Below are 26,271 nucleotides of genomic sequence, written 5' to 3' on the forward strand. Positions count from 1 at the left end.
ATCTGCCCAAGATACTTCAGAGAGAAAATATAGACCCCAGAATCCCCTGGCTATATAACTTTAAACTGGACTTCCGATTTAAATAAATGTAATATAAATTGTGCCTATAAATTGCTTGAGGCTTCGGGACCAGCTTTTATCGGGATTACCCCCGCGCTTAAGGGACTTTCACCCGTTGGAACGGCCAACTTTTTGACCTATATTCACCATTCAAGGCACACACAGCACCTTGGATCCAGCGGGCGGTTCAGTGTAAATATGAAAACCAGTATCTTTAAGAAGTTAGGAGTAAGCTTGAAGAGTACAGCTCCGAATGCCCGCCGTCTCCAAGCTGAATCCCGTTAGCTGCAAGATTAACACTCAGTTCAAACAAGACTACAAATAACGACAGACAACATAAACAACAGACAATGACAACAGTTTTAATCATTTTAACAATCATCTTGCTTCCTGTTCTTTATAATATGTTGGTTCCTTTAAAACCTCCTTGTCTTGACGGTTACTTTAAATCAGGACAAACCTTTAGCAGTAAGATGGAAGGCGTTACACAGACCATAATCAAACAGGTTGGCGACAAAGTTTATAGTGAGGTGACGCTTGCTCCAGGGTCAGCAGGACCACCGGAACATTTGCACATTAGCTTTGATGAAAGTGCGACCATTACTAAAGGGACATTGACAGTAAAGTTGAATAATGAAGTTACAGAAATGAGTGCAGGGAGTAGGTTAAGTTTTCCCAAAGAGCAGTATCATACTTTTTCAAACAACACTAACTCAGAAGTTGTAATCACCTGCGACCAAGACAGTGATTATATCCCTGTAAGTTTTGTTTATTCTCTTGCACAGTTTTATCCACTTTTGGACAGCAGTTCAAAACTGAAAATGGTTCATTTATTATTCAAGGCGTCAATGTTTGGCGACTTGTTTGACACCTATGTGGTTGACGCACCTGTAAATGCCCAAAAGACAATCAAAATGATATTAAGACCTTATGCAAGAGTTTTGGGATACAAGCTCTACGACAGCATATCAAAACCATGATAAAGAGGAATGGCTTTTACAAAAAATGTAATAAACTTGGACTGATACTGCTTCAATCGGACAGTAAACCAGCCGCAAATAAAATAACCTTTTATTCACAACGGCCACTTATTTAAAATACCTTTATGTATGAAAAGAATTTACTTATTTTCTGTCTTTTTCTTCTTGCTAAATAATCTTCATAGCCAAAATATCAAAGTGATAATCGATGCAGATACAGGTAATGAAATTGATGATTTGCCCGCTATTGTGCTGGCATTAAAATCGGGCAAGATTGACGTGTTGGCAGTGACATCCGCACAATGGAACTATTTTGGGGTATGCGGTCGCCAAACTATGCACGAGAGCTGGGTACTAAACAACCGTATTTTGCAAACTTTAGGAATGGAATATATCCCCAGTTTGAAAGGGGCAAGTGAAATGGTTGGTAAACAGTGGTCTGTTGGACCTGTTCTCCCAAACGAAGCATCAGATTTCATTGTTAAAAAGGCTTTAGAAATGCCTCAAGGGCAAAAGCTGGTAATAATAATTACAGGAACAGCAACCAATGTAGCAACAGCAATTAAAACAGAACCAAAAATCATAAATAAAATAGCCGTGTATTTTATTGGTACCTCTTTCGATCAAAAACGAAAAGCGATAAATAAAAATGAATTTAATGTTCGCAATGATTTAAATGCTTTTGATATTTTACTTGACACAGAAAACCTCGAATTACACATAATGCCGGCCAATTTATGCACTAAATTATTGGTGACACAAAAAGATATTGATACCCGACTAAAACCAAATGATGGGATAAGTAATATGCTGGGGGAACGATGGAACGAGGTGAATAAAAATTCTAATGACTGGATAATGTGGGATTTTGCAATAGTACATGCAGTAATTAACCCCCAATGGACAAAACAGGTTTCACGAAAAACACCCCCGGAAAATACACCACGGAAAATTTACCTCTATACTGATATCAACTCCGAAGCCATGATGGAAGATTTTTGGAAAGTGTTTTTAAAATAGCTGATAAGAATATAGAATAGGCTTGATTATGGTCCACTCCCAATCTGACCAGGTTTTTACGTTTTCGCTATAGCCAAAAAATCAATTCGCCTTTTCATAATTTTTCGGCAGTGTGAAATAAAAATCACTCCCTTTTCCCTGCTCTGATTTTACGCCGATCGTACCTCCGTGGATTTCAAGAATCCGCTTGCATGCAGAAAGCCCTATTCCTGTTCCTTGTATCCTATCATGGGTATGTAGCCTTTTCATAAATCCAAATACCTGACCGGCATGCTTCTGTTCGAAACCCATGCCATTATCCTTGACAAAAACAGTGATTTGGTCACCCTTATCTTCAAACTCCACATTTATCACAGGTTCAGCTTCAGAGCGGTATTTGATGGCGTTGCCAAAGAGATTCTGAAAAAGCCGTACAAGTTGAATTTTATCACCATCAATTGAAGGCAGTTCAGGTATAATAAAGGTGGCGTTGTTTTCTTTCACCTGATTTTCGATCATCTCCAGCGCAATTCCACAAACTTCATTCAAAGAAACCTCTTCAAATTCCGTCTCCTTCCCATCTATTTTGGAATATTCAAGGAGGTCTTTGATCATCATTTTCATCCTTTGGGCATTACTTTTAATGAGGAAAAAATACTTTGCCCCCTCACTGCCGGCGGGAAAATGACCATTTTGCTCCAACAAACTCATTAATCCTGATATGGTATTCAAAGGAGCCTGCAAATCATGAGAGGCAGTATAGGCAAATTGTTCCAGCTCCTGGTTGACCTGTTTAAGCCGTTGAACAGTTTGCTCTGCCTTTTCTCTGGCTTTTTTCAATTCCAATTCATATAGTTTGCGCTGGGTGATATCAAGGACGGAAAACCTATAGACAGGCTGGTACCCCGAACGGCCAAGTATCCGCATGGCATTGATCAAAGCAGGAAGCTTGGTTGATTCTTTTGTTTTAAGCTCGATGTTTATCTCGGAAACCTCTCCCTGCATTTTAAGCAAAGGCATTATATGTGTTTCAAAATATATCTTACCTCCCATCCCCAATAATTCCTGAAAGGATTTTTGATATACGATTTCATCCCGATCATAACCCAACCAATCCAGCAATGTGCCATTGATATTGACAATAAGTCCGTCCTCCCGCATGGACATATATCCAAAAGGGGCATTTTGGTAAAGATCTTCTGCGTCTTCTAAGAATGGTTGGGTGTTCAAGGATCAGTTATTTAAATACATTTTAATACTATGAATAACTTGTTCAGGAGCAGTAAGGTGAGGACAATGGCCTGAGGTGTCCAAAAGTTCATACCTGCTTTCAGGCATTTGTTTATGAACATATTCTCCAACCTGAACAGGTGCAATTACATCCGGGTGACATTGGATGATCAAAGCGGGTGTAGAAACCTTGGGTAGATCCTCCCTGTTATCTCCCAGAAAGGTGACCCTTGCAAAATGTTTTGCGATTTCAGGATTCATGTTGCAAAAACTGTTCCTAAGTTCTTCAGAATATTCCGGCTTTTCCGAATTTCCGATTATAACAGGTGTTATAAAGCTTGACCAACCCAGATAATTACTCTCCAGGGTTTCTATCAGTTCATCAATATCCTGCCTTGTAAAGCCCCCAAAATATCCATTATCATTGATGTAGAAAGGAGAAGGGCCTATCATAACCAAGTTCTCAAAAAGATCTGGTCTTTTACCCGCAGCGAGTACTCCGATCATGCTGCTTACAGAGTGCCCTACATAAATAACCCTTTGGAGATTCAGTCCTTCACAGATTGCTATAAGGTCATCAGCATAACCTTTGAGAGAACTGTATTTTTCATAATCATAAGCACTTTGATCCGACTTTCCCGAGCCTACATGATCAAACAAAATTATTTGATAATCCCTATCAAAAGCCGGAGTAATATACCGCCACATGTTTTGATCACAACCATAACCATGAGCGAAAACCATAGGTTGAACACCTTTTCCGGATATGTTAATATTATTTCTTTTTATTAATTCATTATTCATATTTTCTACGCTACTTGTTTTAAATTTTAGCCAATAATAAGGATTATTTTTTTAAACTGATCGCTATTCCCGAGTTGCTGCTTTTGTCCACAGTCGTGACATATTCAGGATGATTGTTGACAAATTCCAAATAGGCTCTGATTCCTCCTAAGTTTTGAAGCACATTATGTGCTGTAAATCTGCCACCCTGTTTCAATTTGGGATGGATATCTTTGAAATACTGAACATACCAATCCTTGTCCGCATCTGAAAACACAAAATCAAAAGGTCCCTTCAGGTCTTTGACGATCTGATGGGCATCGCCAAGCCTGAATTCCACATAATCCGACAGACCTACCTTATTGATATTTTCTGTGGCCTGCTTCTGTCTATTTTTATCCAATTCAACGGTTATCAGTTTTCCCCCGGTTTTACTGAGGGCCCAGGCAATCCAAATCGTGGAATGCCCTGTAGAGGTCCCGATTTCCAGTGCAGATTGATAGTTGTTTTCAACGATGAGGTCGTGAAGGATCTTTCCGTCTCCAAAAGGGACATTGAGGTCTCTCCATTGCTGTTTGTTGTCATTCAGAAACTTTTCAGCCTTTTCATCAAGGTCTTGTTGATTTTGTCCATGGCAGATTGATACCATGGCAAATGATAGTAAAAATAAAAACAGGATGCTGATTTTCAAGTTCGTTTTCATGGCTATTGGGTTTTAAAATTAATTTAACCTGATTATTCTGGAAACTAAAATTTAACAGGTCTTTATAGCAGACCTATTACTGAATTGTCCAAAGGTATATCGTATAGCCATTCACCGACTCTACTTTATCAGGAACCCAATCACCCATATTAAATGTATTGGAAACCACCCTGGAACCCGGTTTTAACTGTTCCAGCAATTTTGGTCTTAATTTTAGATTCAGGGATTCCAAAAGGTACAAAGTAACCACGGAGGCTTCACTTACATCCGCTTCAAAGAGATTCCCGAGTTCGAATTCAACTTTGTCTGTCACTCCTGCATTCTGTGCATTTTCATTCGCTTCCTTGATCCTTTGTGGATCTATATCAATGCCTTTACCGGTGGTGCCATAAGTTTTGGCGGCGGTGATTACCATCCGCCCATCTCCGCATCCAAGGTCATAGACAATATCGGATTTTTTCACATCTGCTAACTTTAGCATGGCATCGACCACAGTCTGCTGGGTCGGAACATAAACTACATCTTGGGCAAAAGCCAAACCTGAAACCCCTATACCTATCAGTAGGGAAAGGAGTAAATTCTGAATTGTTTTCATATATTAATTATTTATGGTTGTTGAAATTATTAATAACACTGTATTTATGTTTAGTCTGGGTCTAAAGCCATTATGGTTTAGCCTGAATTATCAGCACCTGATTGGATAATTGAAGGTTTGAAAAGCAGCAACAAAGCCCCTGCCAGCAATACCGAAATTCCTACAAAAGCCCCCCAACCTGTATATGCAATACTGGAATAAAGCAGGTAGGTACTTGAAAGGCAGAACACCAAAGGCAATATGGGATAGAAAGGAACCAGAAAAGGTCTTGCTGCATTTGGTTCTCTCTTTCTCAAAACAAACAAAGACAATCCCACCATCAACAGAAAGAACCAGAAAACAGGGGCCGTATAATCTATCATGGTTTCAAAACCACTTCTTGAGAACAGCCCAAAACTTACCAGAAACATGGCAATGGCACCTTGAATGATAAAAGCATTGACAGGTCCCTCAGATTTGCTTTTCCATTTTCCCATAAATCCAAACACCGGGAAATCCCTGCCCAACGCATAGTTTGACCTTGCTCCTGTAAAAATAGTGGCATTGGCAGATGTAAGTGCAGCCACACCTACCAAAATGGATATCAAAACAACTCCGGGCTTTCCAAAGGCATTCCCCATCAGGTCGCTGGCAATGGCACTTGAACCGGCCATCCCTGTAAGTCCCAAACTTCTTAGGAAAGCAAGATTAACCAACAAATAAATTGAGGTAATGAGCAATATCCCGAAAATCAATGCCATTGCAATCTTCTTTGACTTCATTTCGGCGGATATATAAGCAGCTTCATTCCAGCCTCCAAAGGTCAATAGCACAAAAACCATGGCAAGACCCAGTGAATTCCCTGAACCGGATTCAGTTACCTGTGCAGTTTCGGGGGCAGGTGACAAAATAAACAGGCCTACAAAAATCAAAACAAGCAGTCCCAAAATCTCCAAAAGGGTAAGTATCTTTTGTGCTCCTGTACCCATATTGATACCCCTGAGGTTGACAAGAGTGAGGACCACAACTGCAAAACCCGCATACACAACTGAAGAACGGGGGCCAATTTTATAGATTTCTGAGGCATAGTCCCCAAAAATAAATGCCAATAAAGCAATGGAACCGGTCTGTATCACACTCATCCTTGCCCAGGCAAAAAGAAAAGCGATCCTCTTGCCAAATGCCCTCATCAAAAAATAATAATCGCCTCCTGTATTGGGAAAAGCTGTTGAAAGTTCTGCATAGCATAGGGCACCTGCCAATGAAACAAATCCACCGACCAACCAGACCGAAAGCATCATCCAACCTGTTTCAACATTGCCGGCCACCAATGAAGGAGTACGGAAAATCCCGGCACCGATAACAATCCCAACAATTAAAGCCACTACATCTATGGTCCGCAACATCTTTGCAGGCTGATTGGATAGGGATTGGTTTTTCTTTTCATCCCTAATAGTTTTTGTATTTGATTCCGGTCCTGACATGAATTTTCAATAGTAAGAAAAACCTTCAAAAGCTGTCATGAGTCTTTTTTTTGGTGAAAAATGATAATTTTTGTTTTGAAAAAATAATTTAAAGATCTGGACAACCAATTGAATATTAACTTACTGAATATAAATGTTTAACAAAAAAATCCATATACATTTTTTATACTTAATTATATAAGTGGCAGAATCAGGAGATTTATTTATCAATAAGTTAATTCTACTTAAAAAACCTCAATTTGAAACTTATATCAATCCGAAAGTTTCCATTCAGAAGATAAATCGCTAATTTAAATCCCAAATAAAATACAAAAGATTATGAACAACATGGTTTCTCATTTTGGGTCGTTTTTAAGCAAGATTGCTTTGGTATTGATATTGTCCACAGGTACGCTAATCGCACAGGTTGAATCTGAAACAGTGACTGGCCCTAAGGTCAACCTGGAAAATCAGGAATCTAGAACAATGGAACATAACGGTAAAACTGTCATCATTCCTTCCAGCATCAAAGATCAGACTGTAACAGGTTACACATCTTACCGAATGGGTTATAATATGCTAAGTGATCCCAAGGAGTTTATGGGAAGATGGAACCTGACTTTAGATATGGACGGAAAAGAAACTGCTTCATGGCTTGAGGTAAAACAATCCGGTTTATCCACTTTGGTAGGATATTTTGTCGGTGACCATGGCAGTGCCCGACCAATTTCCAATATCAACTTTGAAAATGGGAAAATCACCTTCAGTATTCCTCCACAATGGGAGAGTTCTGATAAAGACCTGAAATTTGATGGGGTTTTGTCAGGAGATAATCTGACCGGTACCATTCAATATCCCAACGGTGATAAATTTACTTATATAGGAGAAAAGGCCCCTTCATTGGTAAGGGACAAAAATCCAACATGGGGTAAACCCATCAATCTCTTCAATGGCAAAAACCTCGATGGCTGGCATGCAGACAAGCCGGAAAACCAATGGTCGGTAAAAGACGGGATTTTGAGCAGTCCCAAATCAGGTGCCAACCTGATTACCAATGAACAATTTGATGATTTCAAACTTTTGGTCGAATTCAGATATCCTAAAGGAAGCAATAGTGGAATATACCTTCGTGGAAGATATGAATTGCAGATTCAGGATGATATAGGCCAGGAGCCTTCCAATCTTCTTTTTGGTGGAATCTATGGCTTCTTGACACCCAATGAAATGGCCGCCAAACCTGCGGGAGAATGGCAGACTTATGAAATTACATTGATCGGAAGAAGACTGACAGTAGTGGCAAATGGCAAAAAAATAATCAATGACCAGATCATACCCGGAATTACCGGAGGTGCTTTGGACAGCAAAGAAGGATTACCCGGACCACTCGTACTTCAAGGCGACCATGGCCCCGTAGATTTCAGAAAGATTGTGATTACGCCTGGGAGGTAAATTGAGGTTTGAGGACTACGAATGAAATGTATTTTTAGTTTTAATACTTCCTCGGATTTATATATCGTTCGTACCTACGGTACTTTTGGTGATATGGCATCAATTGAACCCGGCAATAAATTGCCGGGCTACAATATCGGTCATGCCTACCGCATTTTTTCATTTTGCAAATAAAAACGACTCGATTCCAAAGCCATTGCCAATGTGAGTGTCACATCACTGATGTTCTCAACTTGACATCAGGCAACCAAAAAAATCACCCGACATCCGACATACATCCCTTCAACCTGTCCCCCCTCCTTTGTACTTGGTTCAACTTGTCCACCGTGGCGGATTACACATTGTCACGTCTCGGTTCTCGCATCTCGCTTCCCTTCTCTTGTTTCTTGGCTCCCCGATACTCGGGACAGGCTATGGCTCTTGTTTCTATTAATCCCCCTTCATCCCTCATCCTTCATCCTTTTACCCTCTTCCTTCCACCTTTCCCCAAATCTAAAATCTAAATTCTAAAATCTAAGATCTACCTTCTCTACCTTCACCCCTTCTCCCTCTCCACAGTCCTGAAATACAGATCTTCAACCTTCTTCCTTGCCCATTCGGTTTTGCGCAGAAATTTCAGGCTGGAGTTGATGGAAGGATCATGGGTAAAACAACGGATGGTGATTCTGTCTCCCAGTCTTTCCCATCCATACTTATTGACCAAATATTCAATCATATCGATCAACCTTACCCCATGAAGGGGATTGTTTGGTTGTGCGTTAGGGTCCTGATTTTTACTGTCTTCCATATTTCAAAAATAAGGATTATATCATTATTGATTTCTTTCCTGCTCAAAAACAAAGACACCTTTTTTGTTGGCAATAATGATATCCACCAATCCGTCACCTGTAATATCTTCAGCCTCGACATGTACACCCACCCCTGAATCTGCATCTATCCTATGTGGAAACCATTGTGGATTTTGTCCAGGGACAAATTCATACCAATACAGATAAGGCGGATCCATTCCACCGGGATCTGAACCCATGTGTGCAAAGTATCTCTTACCTGTGATAAAATCCGGATGTCCATTGGAATTGACATCTACAAAAGCTACCCCATGTGTTTGGGTATAAGTACTGTCGATATGATGTGTTTTCCAGGAAATGTCTCCATTTTGGTCTTTGATCTGTTGATGCCACCAAACCCCTAAGTTATGCGCAGATGATGAAAGGACATCTTTCAGGCCATCCCCATTGAAATCATAAGCATACATTTGGGCTGAAGCCTCCCCGAGATTGGCGGGATGAAACTTCCAATCCTGTCTTGTGGGATCCTCCGGGGCCTCCCACCATCCCTTGGTGACAATGATGTCATTTCTTCCGTTGCCGTTCATATCACTGATACCCAATCCATGGGAAAAAGGAGCCCCACCGGGACTATCTTTGCTGCTGATGGTATATACTTTCCATTCCAGGTCTTGTGCAGATTCCGGGGCTTTGATCCAGATTATTTCTCCTGTTGAAGAGTTTCCCCCGATGATTTCAAGCCTGCCGTCTCCATCCAGGTCATAAAATCCTGCTGATTCATTCCCGAGTGTGGGAAAGATGGCGTGGGATTTCCAAATGTCTCCCTCATTTTTCGGATTTTCAAACCACATCACTTCTTTGCCGGGAAAACCTATCCTGACAAAATCAACCCAACCGTCATGGTTGACATCCATCCCTTGACTGACAAATGCATTGCTATAGCCTTTGTCATATTCAAATTTCATGGGCTTGGTCAGTTCGTGCATGGTCCAATCCGGGGCTTCAAACCAATAAGCTCCTGCCATTACATCAATAAGTCCATCCTGATTGACATCTCCTACCGCAACTCCCTCAGCCACAAAATCATTGGTCAGGACATGTTTTTTGAAAGTTATCTGTTCACCTTTTACCGCTTGTGGGGACTGTTGTAGGGATTGTTGGGAATTACAGGACAAAAACAAAATCAGCACAGGAAGGAACAGCATATTCCTGCTTATACAATGTGTCGAATTCTTTTGATTGGTATTTTGGGTTTTCATTTCTTCTTATTTAATGTTCAATAAATAAACAAGTAATCCGTCAAACTCTTCCATTGATAAGGTGGTATGGAAGTTATCCGGCATCAAGGTGTATTTGGATGGGACCATTTCCTTGATTTCCTGACGGGAAACGGTAAACTCCTCTCCTACTTGATTGGCCAATACTACTGTTTGTCCTTCTTCCCTCCTAAAGAGTCCTGACACTATTTGGCCATTTTTAAGGCTAATATTATAGGTCCTGAAGTTTTCTGTAATATTTCGGTTCGGATCCAGGATTTTGGTCGCCAAAGCAGTTTTGCCCCAATTGCCTACACCATCCAATTGAGGTCCGATCAGGCCACCTTTTTTATCGATCTGATGACACATACTGCAATTGTTTTCATAAATAAGGCCACCATCAATTTGACTATTATTAGGATCAAAATCTGCTAACCTGCTGGCAATCAACTCCACCCTTTCCTTTGAAATCGGGATCAAATTAGCCGTAAGTTCTTCATAATCCTTCAGCTGTGCTTGGGAAATATTGGCCAATAATGGTTCTTCTACCGACCTTGTTTTTAACAACCTGGCAGGGGCATAGCCATTTCGGATCAAGGTCATCAATTGGCTTTTTCCCTGAGGGCTTTTGACGAAAACGGAAGCGATAGTCTCCTGTAATTCGGTGGGAGAATTTTTCATGGCTTCACCGAGTAAATTCCTTGCCCTGTTATCATCCCATGTACCTATAGCCTCCGCAAACTTCCTCCTCATGCCGGTTTCTTCATCACCGTCGTATATTCTTTCAGCTATTATCACAGCGGATTTCGCAGGATTTATCTGCATTAATGCCTTTGCTCCGGATGACCTTACTTCCTCATCCACATCTTTATTTGAAATCAATTTCATGATTGATGGTGAAAGAGCAGACATTTTATACCTGGAAGCTGTTCCATTGGCATATATGACTCTTTGTTTATCAGCATCAGTCCAAGTGCCTGCATTTGGTACATTTTCAAGGATTTCAGTGGCTAAGTCCCTATACCAGTTGGCAAAGGAAGAAGGGGCTTTCATCCCCTTTTGGTTCAAACCCTGATCTGCAGCAATTGCCCATTTATAAGCTTCATCAGGCTTTGATTCAACAGTTTTTTTAACCCATTGTAATAATCTTTCCAACCTGGGCGTATCAACACTCCGCGCAATTGACTCAGTATAGGCTATACTCTTTTCCTTTGGTTCATCATAGGATTCCACATGCGCCAAAAGAAAATCTCCTGCTTCTGGAAAAGTCAAATCTGAAGACACAAGTGCAATCAATCTTGCCTCCTCATCGGTCCAGTCTTCTTTCATGGCCATTTGCATGATTTCCTTTTTTTGCAAATGATTGGAAAGTACCATCAGGACAGTATATGCCAAATGGCTGTCATAAGCAGGAACTTGGGTATGAAGTGCTACCAGAGCTTTATAGCTTTTCGGGTTGGGATGTCTGCTCAACATTTCTGCAGCAGCCCTTTGGACATGGGGGTCTGAATCCGATAAATCCCGGATTGCCCAGGATAATTGCATATCTGATAATTGAAGATAGTTTGCCATTAATTTATAGGCGTGTACTTTAACCCTCCTGTCCTGATGTCTGATGGCCGATTCTAAAATATCCTCTTGTAAAGCATCCAAGCGGAAAAGTGCCCAAATCCCCTGTATATATTGGACAGGATCTGTATTGTTATCTTTAACCAATTCCAAAAGCTGTGGGATAGCGGATTTCCCCACTCTATCCACCAATTCATCAGTTGCCGTCATTCTGATCTGAAGGATGGGATTGCCCATTCCTTCGATCAATTCCTCCTGATTGGCTTTGGACCAATCAGTGATGGGTCTTTGATTACCCTTATATGTGATTTTCCAGATCCTCCCACTTACCCTGTCTCTTCCGGGATGGTTCAAAGGAACTTCATAATGTCCGATGATCCGGTTATAGAAATCCGCAATATACATGGCACCATCGGGGCCGATTTTGATATCCACAGGTCTGAACCAAGGGTCTTTGCTGACCAAAAAATCCTCCTGCTTGATGGCTGTTGGCGTACTTCCGTTGAACTCCATGGTATTCCTGCTGATCCTACAGGTAACCACATCACCTGAGTAAAAACTGTTTCTAAATTCCTCAGGAAACTGATCATCGGTATAATATGCCAATCCGGAAAGGGCCGTTGACTTCAATGCATAATCCATCATGGTAGGTGCAAAACCCATATTAGGCTCTTTCTTGCCCCATTGGGTATAGTTCCCACCCCAAATCAACTGGAAAATCGGGAGCGTATGGCAGTCGGCAGAATAGTGGTATCCCATTTCATCGTAATCCGACCCAAAAGGATTGATACGCCCGTCTGTGGTTTTCTCCACCCTGCTGCCATCCATCTTAAACCTAAAAGTATTTCCGGATACCATCCGGATAGAATCACCGTCTTTTCCTGCAATGGTAGAGATATTGGAAAATCCATGGGAAGCATGTATCCAGCCGTCGAAACCCCGAAATAAATTATTGACCATTCCATGGGTATCCTTGTGCTCAAATTCACCTAAAAGGATCTCCCTTTGGTCAGCAATATTATCTCCGTTGGTATCCAAAAACTTATAAATATAAGGAATGGAATAACCGATTGCGCCTCCTTTGATGGGTACAATTCCGATGGGGATATTCAAGTCATTGGCAAAATCCTGAATTTTATCCGCCTTACCATCTCCATTGGTATCCTCCAAAATGGTAATCCGGTCTTTCCCTCCTCCATCACCGGCAGCAATGGGATATTCTGAAGACTGCGTCACCCAAAGTCTGCCCTTTTCATCAAAAGCCATATTGATAGGCTTGGTAATATCCGGTTCTGAGGCAAAAAGAGTCACTTCAAATCCCGGTGGAAGAACAAAACTGAGTCTCTCCTCCTCGGGAGTCTGAAATTCAGAAGTCCTTACATGCTCTGCATAAATGTCGATTTCATTTTCTTCCTCCTCTTTTATTTCATTTTTTTGACAACTATATAAAAGACATGCAAAAATCAGAAAGATTAAATTGGGTTTGTTTGTAAAATTCATAGGAATGACCAAATGGTAAAATTCAGATGCTAGGCTTACTAAACTTAATTTTAATTTTGAGAAGAAACAATAAACTCCATGGCTATTGGGGTAAATATGGTGATGGGTGGATTTTCATGTTGCCATTAGGTAATATTTTATTGTTCCTTGAAAGTTTTTGCAATGTGTCCATTAAGATAAAATTCGATATCCAAAAAATGCCGTAGGCATGACAGAAATTATAGCCCCCTGTTTCAACAAGGAATAATCGTAATCAATCGAAATGGCTAATGCCGTAGGCCCGTCCGACTGGTCATCCGGGCGGGCATGACCGATAAATTTTTCATTTTTATAAATGAAATTGGGAATCCTAAAAAATGTCTTACCCATTTTAAATTGAATAATTTCGATACAAATTAGGATTAGGAACGCACCCTAGGGTCAGATTGTACAGTCCAGGTGACACAGTTCAACAACCCTCCATAATAGCCGATTTCATTGAAATTGATGGTTTCAATAATCCGATCGGGAAAAGTTTTCTTAAAAATATTTTTGATCTCTCTATCCTTGTTTCCTTCAACTTCAAATATCGGGACCACAATCAGGTTTTTCACTTCAAGATAATTGACATAGCATCCGATGGCGTTTAAGGGGTACTTCTTCAGATGATATTCAAAAAAAGGAATATCAATATAGTCCAGACCGTTTTCTTCGAGCAGCACATTCATTTCTTTGGTCCAATACTGATATTCCAGATCACGATCGTTTCCGATTAAGGTACTTTCGTCCACAAAACGCACCATCCCATCGGCATGACCTGTATAATCCATTTTGACCTGTGGAATGATGATTACTTCGGTCTCCAACTGATTTTCAAGTTCCGAAACCAATTTGGCTTTGTTGGAATAATCCGGGTTTTCATCAAAAAACCTATCAGTCATAATCACCTTATCGGACCAACTGACCAAATTGCCACCATCAAGAATGATGTTTGATTTTTCGGCTACAATCCCATTTTCTGTACAGACAAAATCCGGGTCGGTGTAATATTCGGGGTAAGGCTTCAGGTAGGAAGGTTCATACCTGAACTGAACAAATCTATCCTTTGAGACCTGTATGGGCATATAATCTCGGCACCAGATATCTTTGGCCCCTGAGAGAAAATGAAATGGAATCCGGTGTTTGGTCAAAATTGCCATCAACTCCCTACAAGTTTCTGAATATCTGAAATCACTGAGCAGCAACTGTGAAAGAAAGACAGTATCGGTATCGGCACCTTTTATCATATTGGGAATTGGGAATTCTAATGGAAAAAATATCTCCTTAAAGGTAGGTATTTTAAAACTAAGAGAGGGCGATGGGTCCTGTATTTTTGAGCGGGTTCAAAATGTTTTGGTGGATGATCACCAAAATCTGATTGACCCCTTCAAATGAATTGGCCTCCAGATCAATATTTTTATCACTATCTACTGTACCAACATACACCATTTTATAAGCCGCCAGCAATCTTCTCAATTCAAGAGAAGTGGTCAGCAGTTCATTGGGAATATGTTTTCCAACTTCCAATAACTGAAATTCCACTCCCTCAGCAAATGCCAGTTCAGAGAATAACAGATCAAGGTTTTTCTGAAATGAAATCTGGGCGATATACCGTGCTGATAGTTTGTGTGACAAAACTGTATTGCTGCGAAGTACTTTCCTTCCCAGCAATTGTTCCGTAACAGGGTCATTAAGGATACTGACAATTTTGGACAAAAATTCATGGTTATTTTGATTGGTCGAAATCAACAACATCGTTAACCTAAAACCATGCTCGTCATCCAAATTGATGATAATATTATCAAAATTACCATCACGTAACTTTTTCAGAAAACCGGGTTTGAAATAATCCATTGGATCATCAAAAACAAAAAATGCCTCTCTCAGCGCCGCCAAGCTTGAGGGATCTATAAAATCATCAATATTGCCCAATGGCCATGCGTCCCCGATCACACAGATGTTTTTGCTGGCCACCTCATTTGGAATCACAATGCCGTCTTTGTTCAACAACAAAGGATCATGTGTTACCGGGGAATATTTGATATTCTTGACGTTGGTAGTCAAAAACAACAGCCAGTCTGAATTTTGTAAAGGCTGATCAAATGGACTCAAATTGATCTGAAAACGGCCTTCCGCTGTAACTCCGGAAAATCCGAGCAAGGTTCCTCCCTTGAAATTCAGCAAAAGCTCTTCGAATAACATCCCCTCAAGTTTACCCGAAGAAGAGAAGTTTTTGGGATTTACAAATTGTATGGTAGATCCATCAAATGATAAGATTTCAAAAAACACCTTGTAATAAACCACATCAACCTTGGCCCTGGAAAGAATACTCCCAATAACATCTCCCGGAGTGATTACTGTAAAGAATGAGCCCAATCCAGTAGAAGTCAGTTCCTTGGCAATCCTTGTACTGTCCGGATTACTTGACAGCTCTATGGAACATTTCAATGGACTCTTTGATGCCTGTCTTTCGGATAAGTGTTGGAAAAAAGGACGATGATTGGAAAGTGTGGTCAATATCTTCAAATTGAAATTGTCAGAGTCAAAATCATCTTCAATATGGTCCGGCAATAACAACACAATCCCAAGGGCATTAAAAACGGAAAGTCTTTTAAAAGTTTTGAAGTTCAATACATCTCCCTGACGAACAAAAACTTCCAAATTTGGCCACCTTTCTTTGTTGTAAGTAGTCCTGAAGTAACTGACCAATTTGGACTCGGAAAAAAGGAGCACAACATCTTCAAATGTTCCTTGATCTTTCGCCCTGATATTCAATTGATCTAAAATCAAAGGCAACTTGACATTATAATTGACAATCAAAATGTGATTTTTTTTGACATAAGGAAGTGACCCGCTTTTAATGTTATCAATCAAAGTGGTCAAGGCGGCTGATAAAACCGAAATGATAAAAGAGAACAAAACCAATCCTATCAAAACCTGCACAAGCCCTACCACCAACTGAACAGGTCCGATGGCATTGGCATAGCTGGCAGGGTCGGCAAAAAGGCGGTAACTAGTAGAAAGGTCACCAATCAAAGGGGCCAACAAAATAATCACCAATGCACTCGCAATGAATATAGCGATCAATTGTACCGAAACCGGTGCCAAAGCAAATTTTTCTCTTGAGAATATTCTGCTCAGCTTTCGCCGAAAAAGTTTAGTCATATCTGTCAGAACAAAGGTGGTTTGTTACTAGGAATTCTAAATATAACAACCAATGGTCAGTAAATGACAAAATTCTGTTGAAAATCAAATCGTATGTCCGCTCAAAATCATCCCATCTTTCATAGACTTCAGATAGGTGACGGTTTTCCCATCCTCTCCCACTTCACAAACCCGGTAACCCGGATGGGGAGAACCCCAACTTCCACCAAAATGTCCAGACCATAGATATGGTTTTTTACGGTTGAGCATGATGCCGTCCACATCATGGTCATGTCCATGGAATACAGCACGGACATTGGGATAGCTTCCGATCATTTCCAGTATCTCCTCACATGCAATTCCATGCTTTGTCCAATCATTTTGGGAAATATGGATACAGATGAATACATGGGAAAGGTGCTTGAAATCCTCTAATTTCTTTTTCAAAAATTCAGCATTGACACAAAGGTAGTCTCCTGCCTGATTGGAACTGTTGGCAAGAATAAACCCAAACTTACCTTTGCTGACAAAGAAATGGTCTGCAGGAATTCCCCATATTTTTTCCCACTCGGGTTCTGAAATGCGGTCATGGTTTCCTTTCACAGGAAAATATGGGACCTTGAGTGTGTCATATACTTTTTTGACCTCAGGCATCCATTTGGGTTCGTCGTGTATCAGATCCCCATTGAAAACCACAAAATCCACGTTTTCCTCCAAATGAATGGCCTCGATCAACTTTTTGTGAGTTTTATCAAAGTCAGTATCGGGCTGACCAAAATGTCCATCAGAGGCAATGATGAATCTCAATGTTGGATTAACGGGAAAATGCATTTTCCCAAATGTGATGAATGGCATAGTGGAAATGGCGCTACTTAATACAGTTAGCTTTTTTAAGAAAGGTCTTCGGTTCATATCAATAATGTTTTTGCAATAATTCTCAAAAGAATCTTGTCAGGTATTGATATCCCAAAGAAGTCAGGATGGCAAAACCAAAGCTGAGAAGTGTCCCTATCAGGATATATTCGGTCAGTTTTCGGTCTTTGGATTCTTTCAGATCACCAAAGCGGAAAACAGACTTTGCCGTGATCAAAAAACCCACTGCTTCCCAATGATCGGTGATTATGAATATAAAAACCAATAGTCTTTCGAGAATCCCAATATATTTTCCGGCATTTGGAAGTGACTGATCTTCCCCATCCATGATTTGAATTGACCACTTATACAGGAGCACATTCATGATGATTGAAACAGCAAAAACCAAAAATACCAAAGCAGTCAAATACGACCAGAATCTAATTGATTGCAGGTAGTCCAACCATGACATGTCAGGATATATCCAGATCAATGTCAGGGCTACAATCACCGAGAAATGAAGAAATTGGTCAAAAACAAACCAGAAAGTTTTATTTGTCGGTTTCTGAAAAGAGAGCTTGGCCCAATCTATAAGAAAATGGGGAACCGTGATCCCTAAAGCCAATGGCCAATAGCTAAGGTCAAAAAATAACAACATCACCAAAGCCCCATGTATCAAAACATGTAAGTAAAGCTTGGAGGATTTTCCTTTATTTTTCGTTTTGTCTTCAATCCATGATCTTGATTGCAGGATAAAATCACCTATAAGATGTGCCAAGAGGAGTTTAATAAATATGATCATGGATGAAGTTTTTTGAGTTTTAGTTTATAAACATTGTCCAACTCCATCAATTCTTCAAAATAGGCCCTTTTAAATCTTCCGCTGACGGATTGCTGTTCGAGTTCAAGCATTGAGGCAATTTCAACTTGTCTTAAATGTGGATTTCCCAATGCAATCTCTACTATCTCTGCTGCATTCACCGTCCAGTTATCCATTACGATCAATGCCAGTTTGAACATCAGGTTCATTTCCCTGTCAAAATCTTCCCAATCTGTTTTAATGAGAAGGTTTTGTTCCTGTTTGCGCAGGAGTTCAAATGCTTCTCCGGAATGATAGTATGCAGAACCCGTCCGCATTCCTATTGGGGTATTGTCGTTATGTTTTTCACCAACCCCTATGGACATTCGCACATCTACCGGTCCTGTCCTTTTTTGTAATTGATCACCTGTGATGGATTTGATGGTTGCTTTGATCATTAAAGCTTTTTGTAAAGCATCCAATGGATCTAACACCTCCAACTGAAAACTATCCCCTCGGAATATTTCCCAGCTTTCATTGACCCTTCCCCATCTTGAAAACAAAGACTGAATGGGAATCAGCCACTCCTGCTGACTCTCCAGACTTCTTGAATCAATAATATCCCCTGTAATGACTGCGATCATAGCGATTTGAATATCGTCTGAATAAACGATAAATCCAAATATCGCTTAATTATACGATAAAATAAAATATCGCCTTATTAGACGATATTTTTCAGTATTCGGTGGGCAGTTTTCAGTGTTCAGTGGACAGTGGGCAGTGTTCAGTGGTCAGTGGGCAGTTATCAGTGGTCAGTGGGCAGTTATCAGTGTTCAGATTACAGTGTTCGGTGTTTTTCGGTATTCAATAATCAATTGGCAGTTTGTTGGGTGTTCAGTATTTAGTGTTCAGCATGGATCTGCTTCATTTGCCTGAGTTTAGTAGATAGTTGGCAGTATTTGGTGTTCAGTTCAATTGCCAACTGCGATTGCCGAGTTAGACTGTAAACTGAGACTGTAAAACTGAGACTGCCTACTGGATTACAGTTTTCAACAGTTCACTGCCTACTGTGTCTGATGGGAATACAAACTGCAAACTGCGACTGCACACTGCGACTACTTACGCCGACTGCCTACTGAAAACTGCCCACTAAGACTGTAAGCTGCGACTGCAAACTGAGACTACGCACTGCCTACTGTAAACTGTAAACTGCCTACTGAACACTGCCTACTGAAAACTGCTTACTGAATACTGCCTACTGAAAACTGAACCTAATCCTCTCCCCAATCTCCGCCAATTCTTCTTTGCTGAGTTTAAGCTTAGGACGGGTGAAGTTGATGTCATCCATGGTTTTTAGCGGGACAAGATGTACATGTACATGGGGTACTTCCAAACCAATCACTGCTACGCCTACTCTCGTGCACTTGATGGATTTGTCTATGGCTTTGGCTACCTTTTTGGAAAAAACATGGAGACCGGCCAAAGTTTGGTCATCGAGATCAAAAATATAATCCACTTCTTTTTTGGGAACTACAAGCACATGTCCTTTGACCAAGGGCATGATATCCAGAAATGCGATGTAATGTTCATCCTCGGCAATGATTTCTGCAGGGATTTCTCTGTTGATGATTTTAGTAAAGATTGATGCCATGGGAGTAAAAATAAAAAATCCCGAAGGAGAAACCATCGGGAGTATGAAGTTTTAATAAGAAATATCCAGAATTTCAAATTCCAATGTTCCTGCCGGGGCCTGGATTTGGGCGATATCGCCTTTCGATTTTCCATTGAGCCCTTTTCCAAAAGGCGAGGCCAATGAAATCTTACCTGCCTTCAGGTCAGCTTCTTCCTCAGAAACCAAGGTATAGGTAACGGTCATGCCGTTTTTGACATTTTTGATTTTAACAGTACTTAGAATACCCACCTTCGAAGTATCCATTTTGGAATTGTCCATCACACGGGCATTGCCGACTACTGCTTCCAATTTGGCTATTTTCAATTCCAGAAGCCCTTGGGCATCTTTGGCAGCATCATATTCTGCGTTTTCACTTAGGTCGCCTTTGTCTCTTGCTTCTGCAATTTGCTTGGCAATATCGTGCCTTCCTTTGGTTTTCAATTCCTGAAGTTCATCCTTCAGTTTTTTCAGACCCTCTTCGGTGTAATACTGTATGTTTCCCATGACATTAAAATTTACTATGGCTATGAAAAATAGAAGAAACGGTTTCATTGCTGAAACCGTTTCTTCCATGCTTTCGCTATTTGTATGGGTCAAAGATAATGATTACTCTAGGAGAAAGCAATTTTAGGCGGAAAAAGAAAAATTCAAGGGTCAATAAAAACCTAAGTAAAAAGAAAATTTCACTTTAAAAAATTATCTCCCCAACCAAAAATAAATTAAAACAGTCACCAAGCAGAGTAATGTAGAAAGGGGTTTGGCATATTTCCACTCTTTTAAATCAATAGGGCTTTTAGAAATATGTCTGGAAAAAGGGCCCCGCTTAAATCCGAGACTGACCAAATACATCACCATCAGATTAAGCAAAAACTCTATCCCCCAAATATGGATAAAGTGTAGGTTGACTTCCATGACAAAAGTGGTCATTAAATAAAAAGACAAGCCTGTGGCCAATCCTACTTTTGCTCCTGTGGCAGAAATCTGTGGTATAAAGAAACCTGCGATCAAAACTGATGCAATGGGGATAAAGAAAATACCGTTCAATTGCTGCATCAATTGATACAATCCATCAGGGGCATTGGCCACCATCGGAGCTACCAAAATTGCCAATATGGCCAGGACCAGAGAACTCCATCTTCCCACCCTTACCAAGTTTCTGTCAGAAGTCTTTGGAGAGATGATTTTTTTGTAAATATCCAGACTGAAAATAGTTGCTGCTGAATTCAAAACAGAATTAAAAGTGCTCAATATCGCCCCCAATACCACGGCAGCAAAAAAACCGACCAAACTTAAGGGCAACACTTTTTTCAACAATACAGGATAGATATAATCCTGATCTCCATAATATTGCTCACCGTAATAATAAAAGGCAATGATTCCCGGCAATACAATAATCAAAGGAATCAGGATTTTGAAAATCCCTGTAAATAATAACCCCTTTTGGGCCTCCGCCATGTTCTTTGCTCCCAATGCCCTTTGGATGATGGTTTGGTTCATTCCCCAAAAATAAAGCTGATTGATCATCAGACCGGTGAATAATGTACTAAATGGCATTACTGAATCCTCCGCTCCGATAACATTGAATTTTTCAGGAACGGTTTCATAAACCATACCCATGCCTTGGAGAATGTTGCCATTGCCTATATCCCAAAGTGCAAATACCGGAACCAGCAAGCCTCCAATCATCAGCCCTACCGCATTGACAGTATCCGAAATGGCAACTGCCTTCAAACCTCCAAAAATGGCATATATGGACCCTATCACACCTATAGTAATTACTGTCAACCAAATACCTTCCGATTTGCTGACCTGCAAAACCTCTGAGACATTGAAAATACTCTCCAAGTTGATTGCCCCGGTGTAAAGGACAATGGGAAGCAATGTCACTACAAATGAAAGCATCAGGAGAAGTGCCACAATGGTCTTGGTCGTGGCATCATACCTGCTTTCCAGATATTGTGGAATTGTGGTCAATCCCATTCTGAGGTAAATCGGAATAAAATAAAGAGCTGCTATCACCAATGCAATGGCAGAGGTGACTTCCCAGGCGATGATGATCATCCCGTTTTTATAGGCAGACCCGTTCATTCCTATCAGATGCTCTGTGGAAATATTGGTCAGAATCATGGATCCTGCTATCACTCCACCCGTCAGCGTCCTGCCTCCCAAATAATATCCTTCCTTTGAGCTGAGATCATCCTTTCTTAACCTATACCAAGAATAGATCGCAACAAAAAATGTAAATCCAAGGAAGGAAAGGGTGGTGAGCATTTAAGGTTTTTGGGAATGAGCTATTGTGGATATTGGAAGATATTGATAGAAATTGATGAAAATTAAATGGATATTTTGGGGTAGTTAGAATGAGTTAAGTTGGAAGTCCGAAGTGGGAAGACTTCCATATCTCCTACTTAGGACTTCCTACTTTGTACATGGTACTTAGTTCATTGTACCAAGAAACTCTTAGCCTAAAACCTCAAAACTCCCGGCAGATACTTCGCCACCAAATCCTCATAATAGGGTCTTAGGGCTTTGGCATCAGGTGGAACCGGGACTTTGGAATAAAGATCGTAGTGATTGAATTTGTCCACCCATTTGAACATCTCCCGGTCATGGTCATTAAGCAAGTGGTCATATGAGTTTTCCCTATGTTGGGCATAGAAGGAATGGTAGCGGATCATGTAGAGTGCAGGTTCGGGCATATAGGCTTTCACCATCTGATAAAGGTACTCATCATGTCCCCAAGACATTTTCACATTATTCAAGCCACAATTCGGCTTGTAAATCCCATATTTGGTATTAAAGCGTTCGTCTTTGGAATCAGGATTGGCATCAAAATATTCTGGGTAAACTATGGTTTCAGCATGTTTGCAGCCTACCGGAAAGGTATCCCCTACCACAGCCCATTGAGGTTCTCCAAATAAACAGAGTACCTTACCCAAATCATGGATAAAACCTGTCAATACAAACCAATCAGGTTGTCCGTCCTGCCTGATGGATTCTGATGTTTGTAGCAGGTGCTGCAATTGATCCAAATTGGTATCAGGATCTGAATCATCCACAAGGGTATTGAGATAATCCACCGCATCCCAAAAAGGCATTTCTTTTTTCTCAAACTTCAAAAACTCACTTTCTTTTTCCACCACAAAATCATAGGTCTGATAGGTATGGTTCAGTCTGTAAAATTCCCGAACAGTATCAACTCTTTCCGAATCATGGTAATTTCTATATTCATCCTTTGCTTTTGTCTGTTTTGTTTTGGGTTCAGGATACCTCACCAAAAGGTCTTCTTCCCATTCCTCGATATTTTTTAGCGGAGACTTTTCCTGATCTGAAAGTTTGGAATTCATAGGTTTATTATTTTGAAACTGAAATATAAAAAGATATCGGCAAACAGTTGATTTTTAATGGGTAAAGTTTCTAGACCTCTCTCCCGTACTGTTGTCGGGATCGAGGTGAGAAGGACAGGGAGTTAGACCTCTCCTGTCGTACCAATGACATAAAACGGAGCAGGCCGTCATGCTGATCCCCCCGATAGCTATCGGGGCTATCGTGGAGAAGCATCTCAGGAAGAGGATGATTTTAAGTTAAATGCTTTTCCAGTATTCAACCGTCTAAAGGTACCTCTTGAGATTCCTCGTACCTCGGAATGACGGTTAACTTGACGTCATTTTCATTTCTGAACGTTTACAAATTGTTGTAAACTAGAGGTTACAAGGATAAATATTTTTAAAGAGCTGTCTTTTTTTATGAATTAATACTTGCATTCTAAAACCCCGCCCCCTTTATCTTTTCCACCAAAACCTGATTGATTTTTTCATAGGACTGATGGGTCCATCCTGCGATATGTGGACTGAAAATGACATTCTCTCTAGCTGCTAATTTTTCAAAAGCATTCTTTTGAGTCTTAGTAAAAGTGGAGAACTTCTCATTTTCCAAAACATCCAAAACAGCCCCCAGGATAATGCCCTTATCCATTGCCTCATTCATTGTATCAAAAGTTATGATTTCACCACGTGCAGTGTTGATTAGATAAAAAGGCTTCTCAAATTGCTCCAGGACTTCCATTGTAAAAAAGTTTCTGGTCTCAGGAGTCAAAGGCACATGCATGCTGACAATATCCGCTTCTTGCTGCAATTGTCTGAAACCAACTTCAGTGACATGAAAAGTTCCAAAACCACTTTTGTATTTGTCATAAGCCAAGATATTCACATCAAATCCGGAAAGTTTTCTGGCAATCGCTTCCCCCATATTCCCATAACCAATGATTCCGAATGTCTTTCCCTGCAACTCTTCACCCCTGTTTTCCTCCCTTCTCCAAATCCCTTTCCTCACCTCCTGATCTGCCCTACCGATATAATTGAACAAAGACAAAAGCATCCCAATGGCCTGTTCGCCAACAGCGTCTCTGTTTCCTTCCGCGGCATGAAATAATTTAATATCTCTTTTCTCCAAATATTTAAGGTCAATATTGTCCAAGCCTGCCCCTGCCCTTCCAATAAACTTCAGGTTGGTGGCTTTTTCCAATAAAGGTTTATTCAATGGAGTTTTTGACCTGATAATAAGTCCAACATAATCCTTGATGACTGCTTCAATTTCACCCCTATCTATTTCCGGTTTATAATCAACTTGGAAACCTTCACTTTCCAGCAAAGGTATAATACTCAAATGCATTTCATCGATAATCAGGATTTTCATTGGGATGGAAAGTTGGAAGGTTTTGGCGTTAATAGTTATTGAGTAATTTCCTGCAAAGCTAAGAGATATTGGGAAGAAAGCTTAACTATAAAAGTTTTAGCAAGACCCATGGAAAAACCCACCGTCTGAGAAGGTGGGTTTTTTCAGCTCCTAATAGTATCCATTTGGGGAATTAAGAAAAATCCAATCCGGTTTTAAGAATAAGCAATGTAGCTATTTTTTTACCTAAAGCTAATTCCGAGACTGATTTCAAAACTTCAACGATAAACCCAACATCAACTGTTGGAACCTAAAATCACCGGCACCGGTAAATACATTGTCAATATCTACTCTCTGCCCGTCCAAGACTCTCTCATAGCGAAGGTCAAGACCGAGATTACCCAGGTTCAACCCCACACCAAACTGGTAACCTGAATTGTATTTCTCATAGTCAAAGTTCCTAAGTTCATCTTCGAGATAATAGTGAAAGGAAGGACCGGCAAAAACCGAGACCAAAGATCCTAATAAGTTGACCCCTAGTAAAATCGGTGCATCCAGTCTTTGTGTAGTTAATTTAACTTGATTGACTTGGGAAGTAAGATTGGTGTAATTCATTTCAGGTCTGAGAAAAACCGGTCCTGCATTGACTTTACCAAAAATGCCAAGATGATAACCCAAGTTTTCCCTTGGATCACCCCATATGGCTTCTGCATCTTTGAAATATTGACCATTGGAATTGTAATTGAGGCCACCTTTGATTCCAAAACCGCCTCTTGTCTGCGCATGAGCGGATTGGTAAAATGCCGTCAACGCCAATAATAAAATAATGGATTTAAATGCTGTCTTCATAATTGTGGATTTATAGTGGGTATAATTTTTTCAACTAACAAAACACATCAATCTAATTGGTTGTTAAATAACGTAATTCCGTTTGAAAAAGGTATTTCAGACACAAATTGAATTTCCTATATTGAAATGAACCCTTTTAACAGGAATTAACAGTGATTCGCGAACTAAAATCATGCCTTAATAATTTATACTGAAATAAATAAGTAAAAAATACCATGAAAAACACCCGAAATTTATTATTACTGGTACTTGTACAGGTTTTTAGTTTCTCTGTAGCTTCTTGTTCCCCCGTCGAAAACAAGAATGAAAAAATATCCCATGCTGAAGAACAATATTCCGGACCAAGCCAGTTGGCTACATTTGCCGGAGGATGTTTTTGGTGCATTGAGGCACCTTTCGAAGGAATTCCCGGTATCATCTCGGTAGTGTCCGGTTATTCAGGTGGAAAAGAGAAAAACCCTTCATATAATGATGTGGCGGGCGGAAAGACCAGCCACCGTGAATCCGTACAGATCAGGTTCAACCCTGATATCATCAGTTTCAGCGAGCTTTTGGATATTTTTTGGCAGCAATTTGATCCAACAGATGAAGGAGGTTCTTTTTATGACAGGGGTTTTCAATATACTTCCGCAGTGTTTTATCATGACAAACTACAGAAGGAAACAGTTGAAGTATCGATTAAAAAACTGAATAAATCGGGCATATTTGAAAAATCCATTGTAACTCCTGTTATCAAATTCAGTAATTTTTATCCAGCAGAAGCGTATCATCAGGATTATTACAAAAAGAACCCAACCGAGTATTACGCTTATAGAAAAGGCTCTGGAAGGGATGCATTTATTGCCAAACATTGGCCAGTAAACCTTGAAAACCAATACAAAAAACCTTCTGATGCAGAAATTAAAAAAA

The 26,271-nt window shown here is 40.3% G+C and carries 24 protein-coding genes; 4 read left to right on the forward strand and 20 right to left on the reverse strand.

The window, feature by feature from the left end:
- Nucleotides 1-410: 410 nt before the first annotated feature.
- Nucleotides 411-1,040 (forward strand): cupin domain-containing protein, encoded by a 630-nt coding sequence (locus ACEW8O_RS14620; RefSeq protein ID WP_373495367.1) that lies wholly within the window; start codon nucleotides 411-413, stop codon nucleotides 1,038-1,040.
- 129 nt (nucleotides 1,041-1,169) lie between these two features.
- Nucleotides 1,170-2,060 (forward strand): nucleoside hydrolase, encoded by an 891-nt coding sequence (locus ACEW8O_RS14625; protein WP_373495368.1) that lies wholly within the window; start codon nucleotides 1,170-1,172, stop codon nucleotides 2,058-2,060.
- 81 nt (nucleotides 2,061-2,141) lie between these two features.
- Here the strand turns inward: ACEW8O_RS14625 and ACEW8O_RS14630 are convergent, their stop codons facing one another.
- The 5 genes from ACEW8O_RS14630 to ACEW8O_RS14650 form a co-directional block, all read right to left on the reverse strand.
- Complete coding sequence (locus ACEW8O_RS14630) at nucleotides 2,142-3,269, reverse strand: ATP-binding protein (protein WP_373495369.1); 1,128 nt, start codon at nucleotides 3,267-3,269, stop codon at nucleotides 2,142-2,144.
- A 3-nt stretch (nucleotides 3,270-3,272) separates the two neighbouring features.
- Nucleotides 3,273-4,073, reverse strand: a complete 801-nt coding sequence (locus ACEW8O_RS14635; protein WP_373495370.1) for an alpha/beta fold hydrolase — start codon at nucleotides 4,071-4,073, stop codon at nucleotides 3,273-3,275.
- Nucleotides 4,074-4,116: 43 nt separating this feature from the next.
- Nucleotides 4,117-4,755, reverse strand: coding sequence for an O-methyltransferase (locus tag ACEW8O_RS14640; RefSeq protein WP_373495371.1), 639 nt, complete (start codon nucleotides 4,753-4,755; stop codon nucleotides 4,117-4,119).
- A gap of 76 nt (nucleotides 4,756-4,831) precedes the next feature.
- Nucleotides 4,832-5,350, reverse strand: coding sequence for a cyclopropane-fatty-acyl-phospholipid synthase family protein (locus ACEW8O_RS14645; protein ID WP_373495372.1), 519 nt, complete (start codon nucleotides 5,348-5,350; stop codon nucleotides 4,832-4,834).
- Between the two features lie 77 nt (nucleotides 5,351-5,427).
- Nucleotides 5,428-6,813 carry an APC family permease gene (locus ACEW8O_RS14650; RefSeq protein WP_373495373.1) on the reverse strand — a complete coding sequence of 462 codons (1,386 nt, stop codon included), beginning with the start codon at nucleotides 6,811-6,813 and terminating at the stop codon, nucleotides 5,428-5,430.
- A gap of 318 nt (nucleotides 6,814-7,131) precedes the next feature.
- On the opposite strand from ACEW8O_RS14650, the gene ACEW8O_RS14655 reads away from it, so the two are divergent.
- Nucleotides 7,132-8,241, forward strand: coding sequence for a DUF1080 domain-containing protein (locus tag ACEW8O_RS14655; protein WP_373495374.1), 1,110 nt, complete (start codon nucleotides 7,132-7,134; stop codon nucleotides 8,239-8,241).
- A gap of 535 nt (nucleotides 8,242-8,776) precedes the next feature.
- Here the strand turns inward: ACEW8O_RS14655 and ACEW8O_RS14660 are convergent.
- The 15 genes from ACEW8O_RS14660 to ACEW8O_RS14730 all read right to left on the reverse strand — a co-directional run bounded on the left by ACEW8O_RS14660 (nucleotide 8,777) and on the right by ACEW8O_RS14730 (nucleotide 25,362).
- Entirely contained in the window at nucleotides 8,777-9,028 is a 252-nt protein-coding gene (locus ACEW8O_RS14660; RefSeq protein WP_373495375.1) for a VF530 family DNA-binding protein, read from the reverse strand.
- A gap of 24 nt (nucleotides 9,029-9,052) precedes the next feature.
- The gene (locus ACEW8O_RS14665) at nucleotides 9,053-10,288 is read right to left on the reverse strand and encodes an FG-GAP-like repeat-containing protein (protein WP_373495376.1); all 1,236 of its coding nucleotides are present in this window, start codon (nucleotides 10,286-10,288) and stop codon (nucleotides 9,053-9,055) included.
- Nucleotides 10,289-10,294: 6 nt separating this feature from the next.
- On the reverse strand, nucleotides 10,295-13,354 hold the full coding sequence (locus ACEW8O_RS14670; protein ID WP_373495377.1) for a PVC-type heme-binding CxxCH protein: 3,060 nt from the start codon (nucleotides 13,352-13,354) through the stop codon (nucleotides 10,295-10,297).
- Between the two features lie 171 nt (nucleotides 13,355-13,525).
- Nucleotides 13,526-13,723 (reverse strand): hypothetical protein, encoded by a 198-nt coding sequence (locus ACEW8O_RS14675; protein WP_373495378.1) that lies wholly within the window; start codon nucleotides 13,721-13,723, stop codon nucleotides 13,526-13,528.
- A gap of 32 nt (nucleotides 13,724-13,755) precedes the next feature.
- The gene (locus ACEW8O_RS14680) at nucleotides 13,756-14,619 is read right to left on the reverse strand and encodes an agmatine deiminase family protein (RefSeq protein ID WP_373495379.1); all 864 of its coding nucleotides are present in this window, start codon (nucleotides 14,617-14,619) and stop codon (nucleotides 13,756-13,758) included.
- A 58-nt stretch (nucleotides 14,620-14,677) separates the two neighbouring features.
- A complete protein-coding gene (locus ACEW8O_RS14685; protein WP_373495380.1) occupies nucleotides 14,678-16,537 on the reverse strand; it encodes a hypothetical protein in 1,860 nt (619 codons plus the stop codon).
- An 84-nt stretch (nucleotides 16,538-16,621) separates the two neighbouring features.
- Complete coding sequence (locus ACEW8O_RS14690) at nucleotides 16,622-17,428, reverse strand: metallophosphoesterase (protein WP_373495381.1); 807 nt, start codon at nucleotides 17,426-17,428, stop codon at nucleotides 16,622-16,624.
- A gap of 25 nt (nucleotides 17,429-17,453) precedes the next feature.
- On the reverse strand, nucleotides 17,454-18,170 hold the full coding sequence (locus ACEW8O_RS14695; RefSeq protein ID WP_373495382.1) for a DUF3307 domain-containing protein: 717 nt from the start codon (nucleotides 18,168-18,170) through the stop codon (nucleotides 17,454-17,456).
- Entirely contained in the window at nucleotides 18,167-18,811 is a 645-nt protein-coding gene (locus tag ACEW8O_RS14700) for a SatD family protein (RefSeq protein ID WP_373495383.1), read from the reverse strand. Before ACEW8O_RS14700 ends, ACEW8O_RS14695 begins: the two co-directional genes overlap by 4 nt.
- A 611-nt stretch (nucleotides 18,812-19,422) precedes the next feature.
- Nucleotides 19,423-19,818, reverse strand: a complete 396-nt coding sequence (locus tag ACEW8O_RS14705; RefSeq protein WP_373495384.1) for an HIT family protein — start codon at nucleotides 19,816-19,818, stop codon at nucleotides 19,423-19,425.
- Nucleotides 19,819-19,869: 51 nt separating this feature from the next.
- Nucleotides 19,870-20,343, reverse strand: coding sequence for a transcription elongation factor GreA (greA, locus tag ACEW8O_RS14710; RefSeq protein ID WP_373495390.1), 474 nt, complete (start codon nucleotides 20,341-20,343; stop codon nucleotides 19,870-19,872).
- A 192-nt stretch (nucleotides 20,344-20,535) separates the two neighbouring features.
- Nucleotides 20,536-22,110, reverse strand: coding sequence for a solute:sodium symporter family transporter (locus tag ACEW8O_RS14715; RefSeq protein WP_373495385.1), 1,575 nt, complete (start codon nucleotides 22,108-22,110; stop codon nucleotides 20,536-20,538).
- A 194-nt stretch (nucleotides 22,111-22,304) separates the two neighbouring features.
- A complete protein-coding gene (locus ACEW8O_RS14720) occupies nucleotides 22,305-23,186 on the reverse strand; it encodes an inositol oxygenase family protein (RefSeq protein WP_373495386.1) in 882 nt (293 codons plus the stop codon).
- 418 nt (nucleotides 23,187-23,604) lie between these two features.
- Nucleotides 23,605-24,534 (reverse strand): NAD(P)-dependent oxidoreductase, encoded by a 930-nt coding sequence (locus tag ACEW8O_RS14725; protein WP_373495387.1) that lies wholly within the window; start codon nucleotides 24,532-24,534, stop codon nucleotides 23,605-23,607.
- Between the two features lie 249 nt (nucleotides 24,535-24,783).
- Nucleotides 24,784-25,362, reverse strand: a complete 579-nt coding sequence (locus tag ACEW8O_RS14730; RefSeq protein WP_373495388.1) for an outer membrane beta-barrel protein — start codon at nucleotides 25,360-25,362, stop codon at nucleotides 24,784-24,786.
- Nucleotides 25,363-25,577: 215 nt separating this feature from the next.
- On the opposite strand from ACEW8O_RS14730, the gene msrA reads away from it, so the two are divergent.
- Nucleotides 25,578-26,271, forward strand: a 694-nt coding sequence (gene msrA, locus ACEW8O_RS14735) for a peptide-methionine (S)-S-oxide reductase MsrA (RefSeq protein ID WP_373495389.1), incomplete at its 3' end; no start/stop codon positions are given.

Source organism: Aquiflexum sp., assembly GCF_041749095.1.
GTDB lineage: Bacteria > Bacteroidota > Bacteroidia > Cytophagales > Cyclobacteriaceae > Aquiflexum.

What these genes read in the sequence shown, in the direction of transcription:
- ACEW8O_RS14620 (WP_373495367.1), top strand. Translation starts at nt 411, where the DNA reads ATGACAACAGTTTTAATCATTTTAACAATCATCTTGCTTCCTGTTCTT.
- ACEW8O_RS14625 (WP_373495368.1), top strand. Translation starts at nt 1,170, where the DNA reads ATGAAAAGAATTTACTTATTTTCTGTCTTTTTCTTCTTGCTAAATAAT.
- ACEW8O_RS14635 (WP_373495370.1), bottom strand. Translation starts at nt 4,073, where the DNA reads ATGAATAATGAATTAATAAAAAGAAATAATATTAACATATCCGGAAAA.
- ACEW8O_RS14640 (WP_373495371.1), bottom strand. Translation starts at nt 4,755, where the DNA reads ATGAAAACGAACTTGAAAATCAGCATCCTGTTTTTATTTTTACTATCA.
- ACEW8O_RS14645 (WP_373495372.1), bottom strand. Translation starts at nt 5,350, where the DNA reads ATGAAAACAATTCAGAATTTACTCCTTTCCCTACTGATAGGTATAGGG.
- ACEW8O_RS14650 (WP_373495373.1), bottom strand. Translation starts at nt 6,813, where the DNA reads ATGTCAGGACCGGAATCAAATACAAAAACTATTAGGGATGAAAAGAAA.
- ACEW8O_RS14655 (WP_373495374.1), top strand. Translation starts at nt 7,132, where the DNA reads ATGAACAACATGGTTTCTCATTTTGGGTCGTTTTTAAGCAAGATTGCT.
- ACEW8O_RS14660 (WP_373495375.1), bottom strand. Translation starts at nt 9,028, where the DNA reads ATGGAAGACAGTAAAAATCAGGACCCTAACGCACAACCAAACAATCCC.
- ACEW8O_RS14665 (WP_373495376.1), bottom strand. Translation starts at nt 10,288, where the DNA reads ATGAAAACCCAAAATACCAATCAAAAGAATTCGACACATTGTATAAGC.
- ACEW8O_RS14670 (WP_373495377.1), bottom strand. Translation starts at nt 13,354, where the DNA reads ATGAATTTTACAAACAAACCCAATTTAATCTTTCTGATTTTTGCATGT.
- ACEW8O_RS14675 (WP_373495378.1), bottom strand. Translation starts at nt 13,723, where the DNA reads ATGGGTAAGACATTTTTTAGGATTCCCAATTTCATTTATAAAAATGAA.
- ACEW8O_RS14680 (WP_373495379.1), bottom strand. Translation starts at nt 14,619, where the DNA reads ATGATAAAAGGTGCCGATACCGATACTGTCTTTCTTTCACAGTTGCTG.
- ACEW8O_RS14685 (WP_373495380.1), bottom strand. Translation starts at nt 16,537, where the DNA reads ATGACTAAACTTTTTCGGCGAAAGCTGAGCAGAATATTCTCAAGAGAA.
- ACEW8O_RS14690 (WP_373495381.1), bottom strand. Translation starts at nt 17,428, where the DNA reads ATGAACCGAAGACCTTTCTTAAAAAAGCTAACTGTATTAAGTAGCGCC.
- ACEW8O_RS14695 (WP_373495382.1), bottom strand. Translation starts at nt 18,170, where the DNA reads ATGATCATATTTATTAAACTCCTCTTGGCACATCTTATAGGTGATTTT.
- ACEW8O_RS14700 (WP_373495383.1), bottom strand. Translation starts at nt 18,811, where the DNA reads ATGATCGCAGTCATTACAGGGGATATTATTGATTCAAGAAGTCTGGAG.
- ACEW8O_RS14705 (WP_373495384.1), bottom strand. Translation starts at nt 19,818, where the DNA reads ATGGCATCAATCTTTACTAAAATCATCAACAGAGAAATCCCTGCAGAA.
- greA (WP_373495390.1), bottom strand. Translation starts at nt 20,343, where the DNA reads ATGGGAAACATACAGTATTACACCGAAGAGGGTCTGAAAAAACTGAAG.
- ACEW8O_RS14715 (WP_373495385.1), bottom strand. Translation starts at nt 22,110, where the DNA reads ATGCTCACCACCCTTTCCTTCCTTGGATTTACATTTTTTGTTGCGATC.
- ACEW8O_RS14720 (WP_373495386.1), bottom strand. Translation starts at nt 23,186, where the DNA reads ATGAATTCCAAACTTTCAGATCAGGAAAAGTCTCCGCTAAAAAATATC.
- ACEW8O_RS14725 (WP_373495387.1), bottom strand. Translation starts at nt 24,534, where the DNA reads ATGAAAATCCTGATTATCGATGAAATGCATTTGAGTATTATACCTTTG.
- ACEW8O_RS14730 (WP_373495388.1), bottom strand. Translation starts at nt 25,362, where the DNA reads ATGAAGACAGCATTTAAATCCATTATTTTATTATTGGCGTTGACGGCA.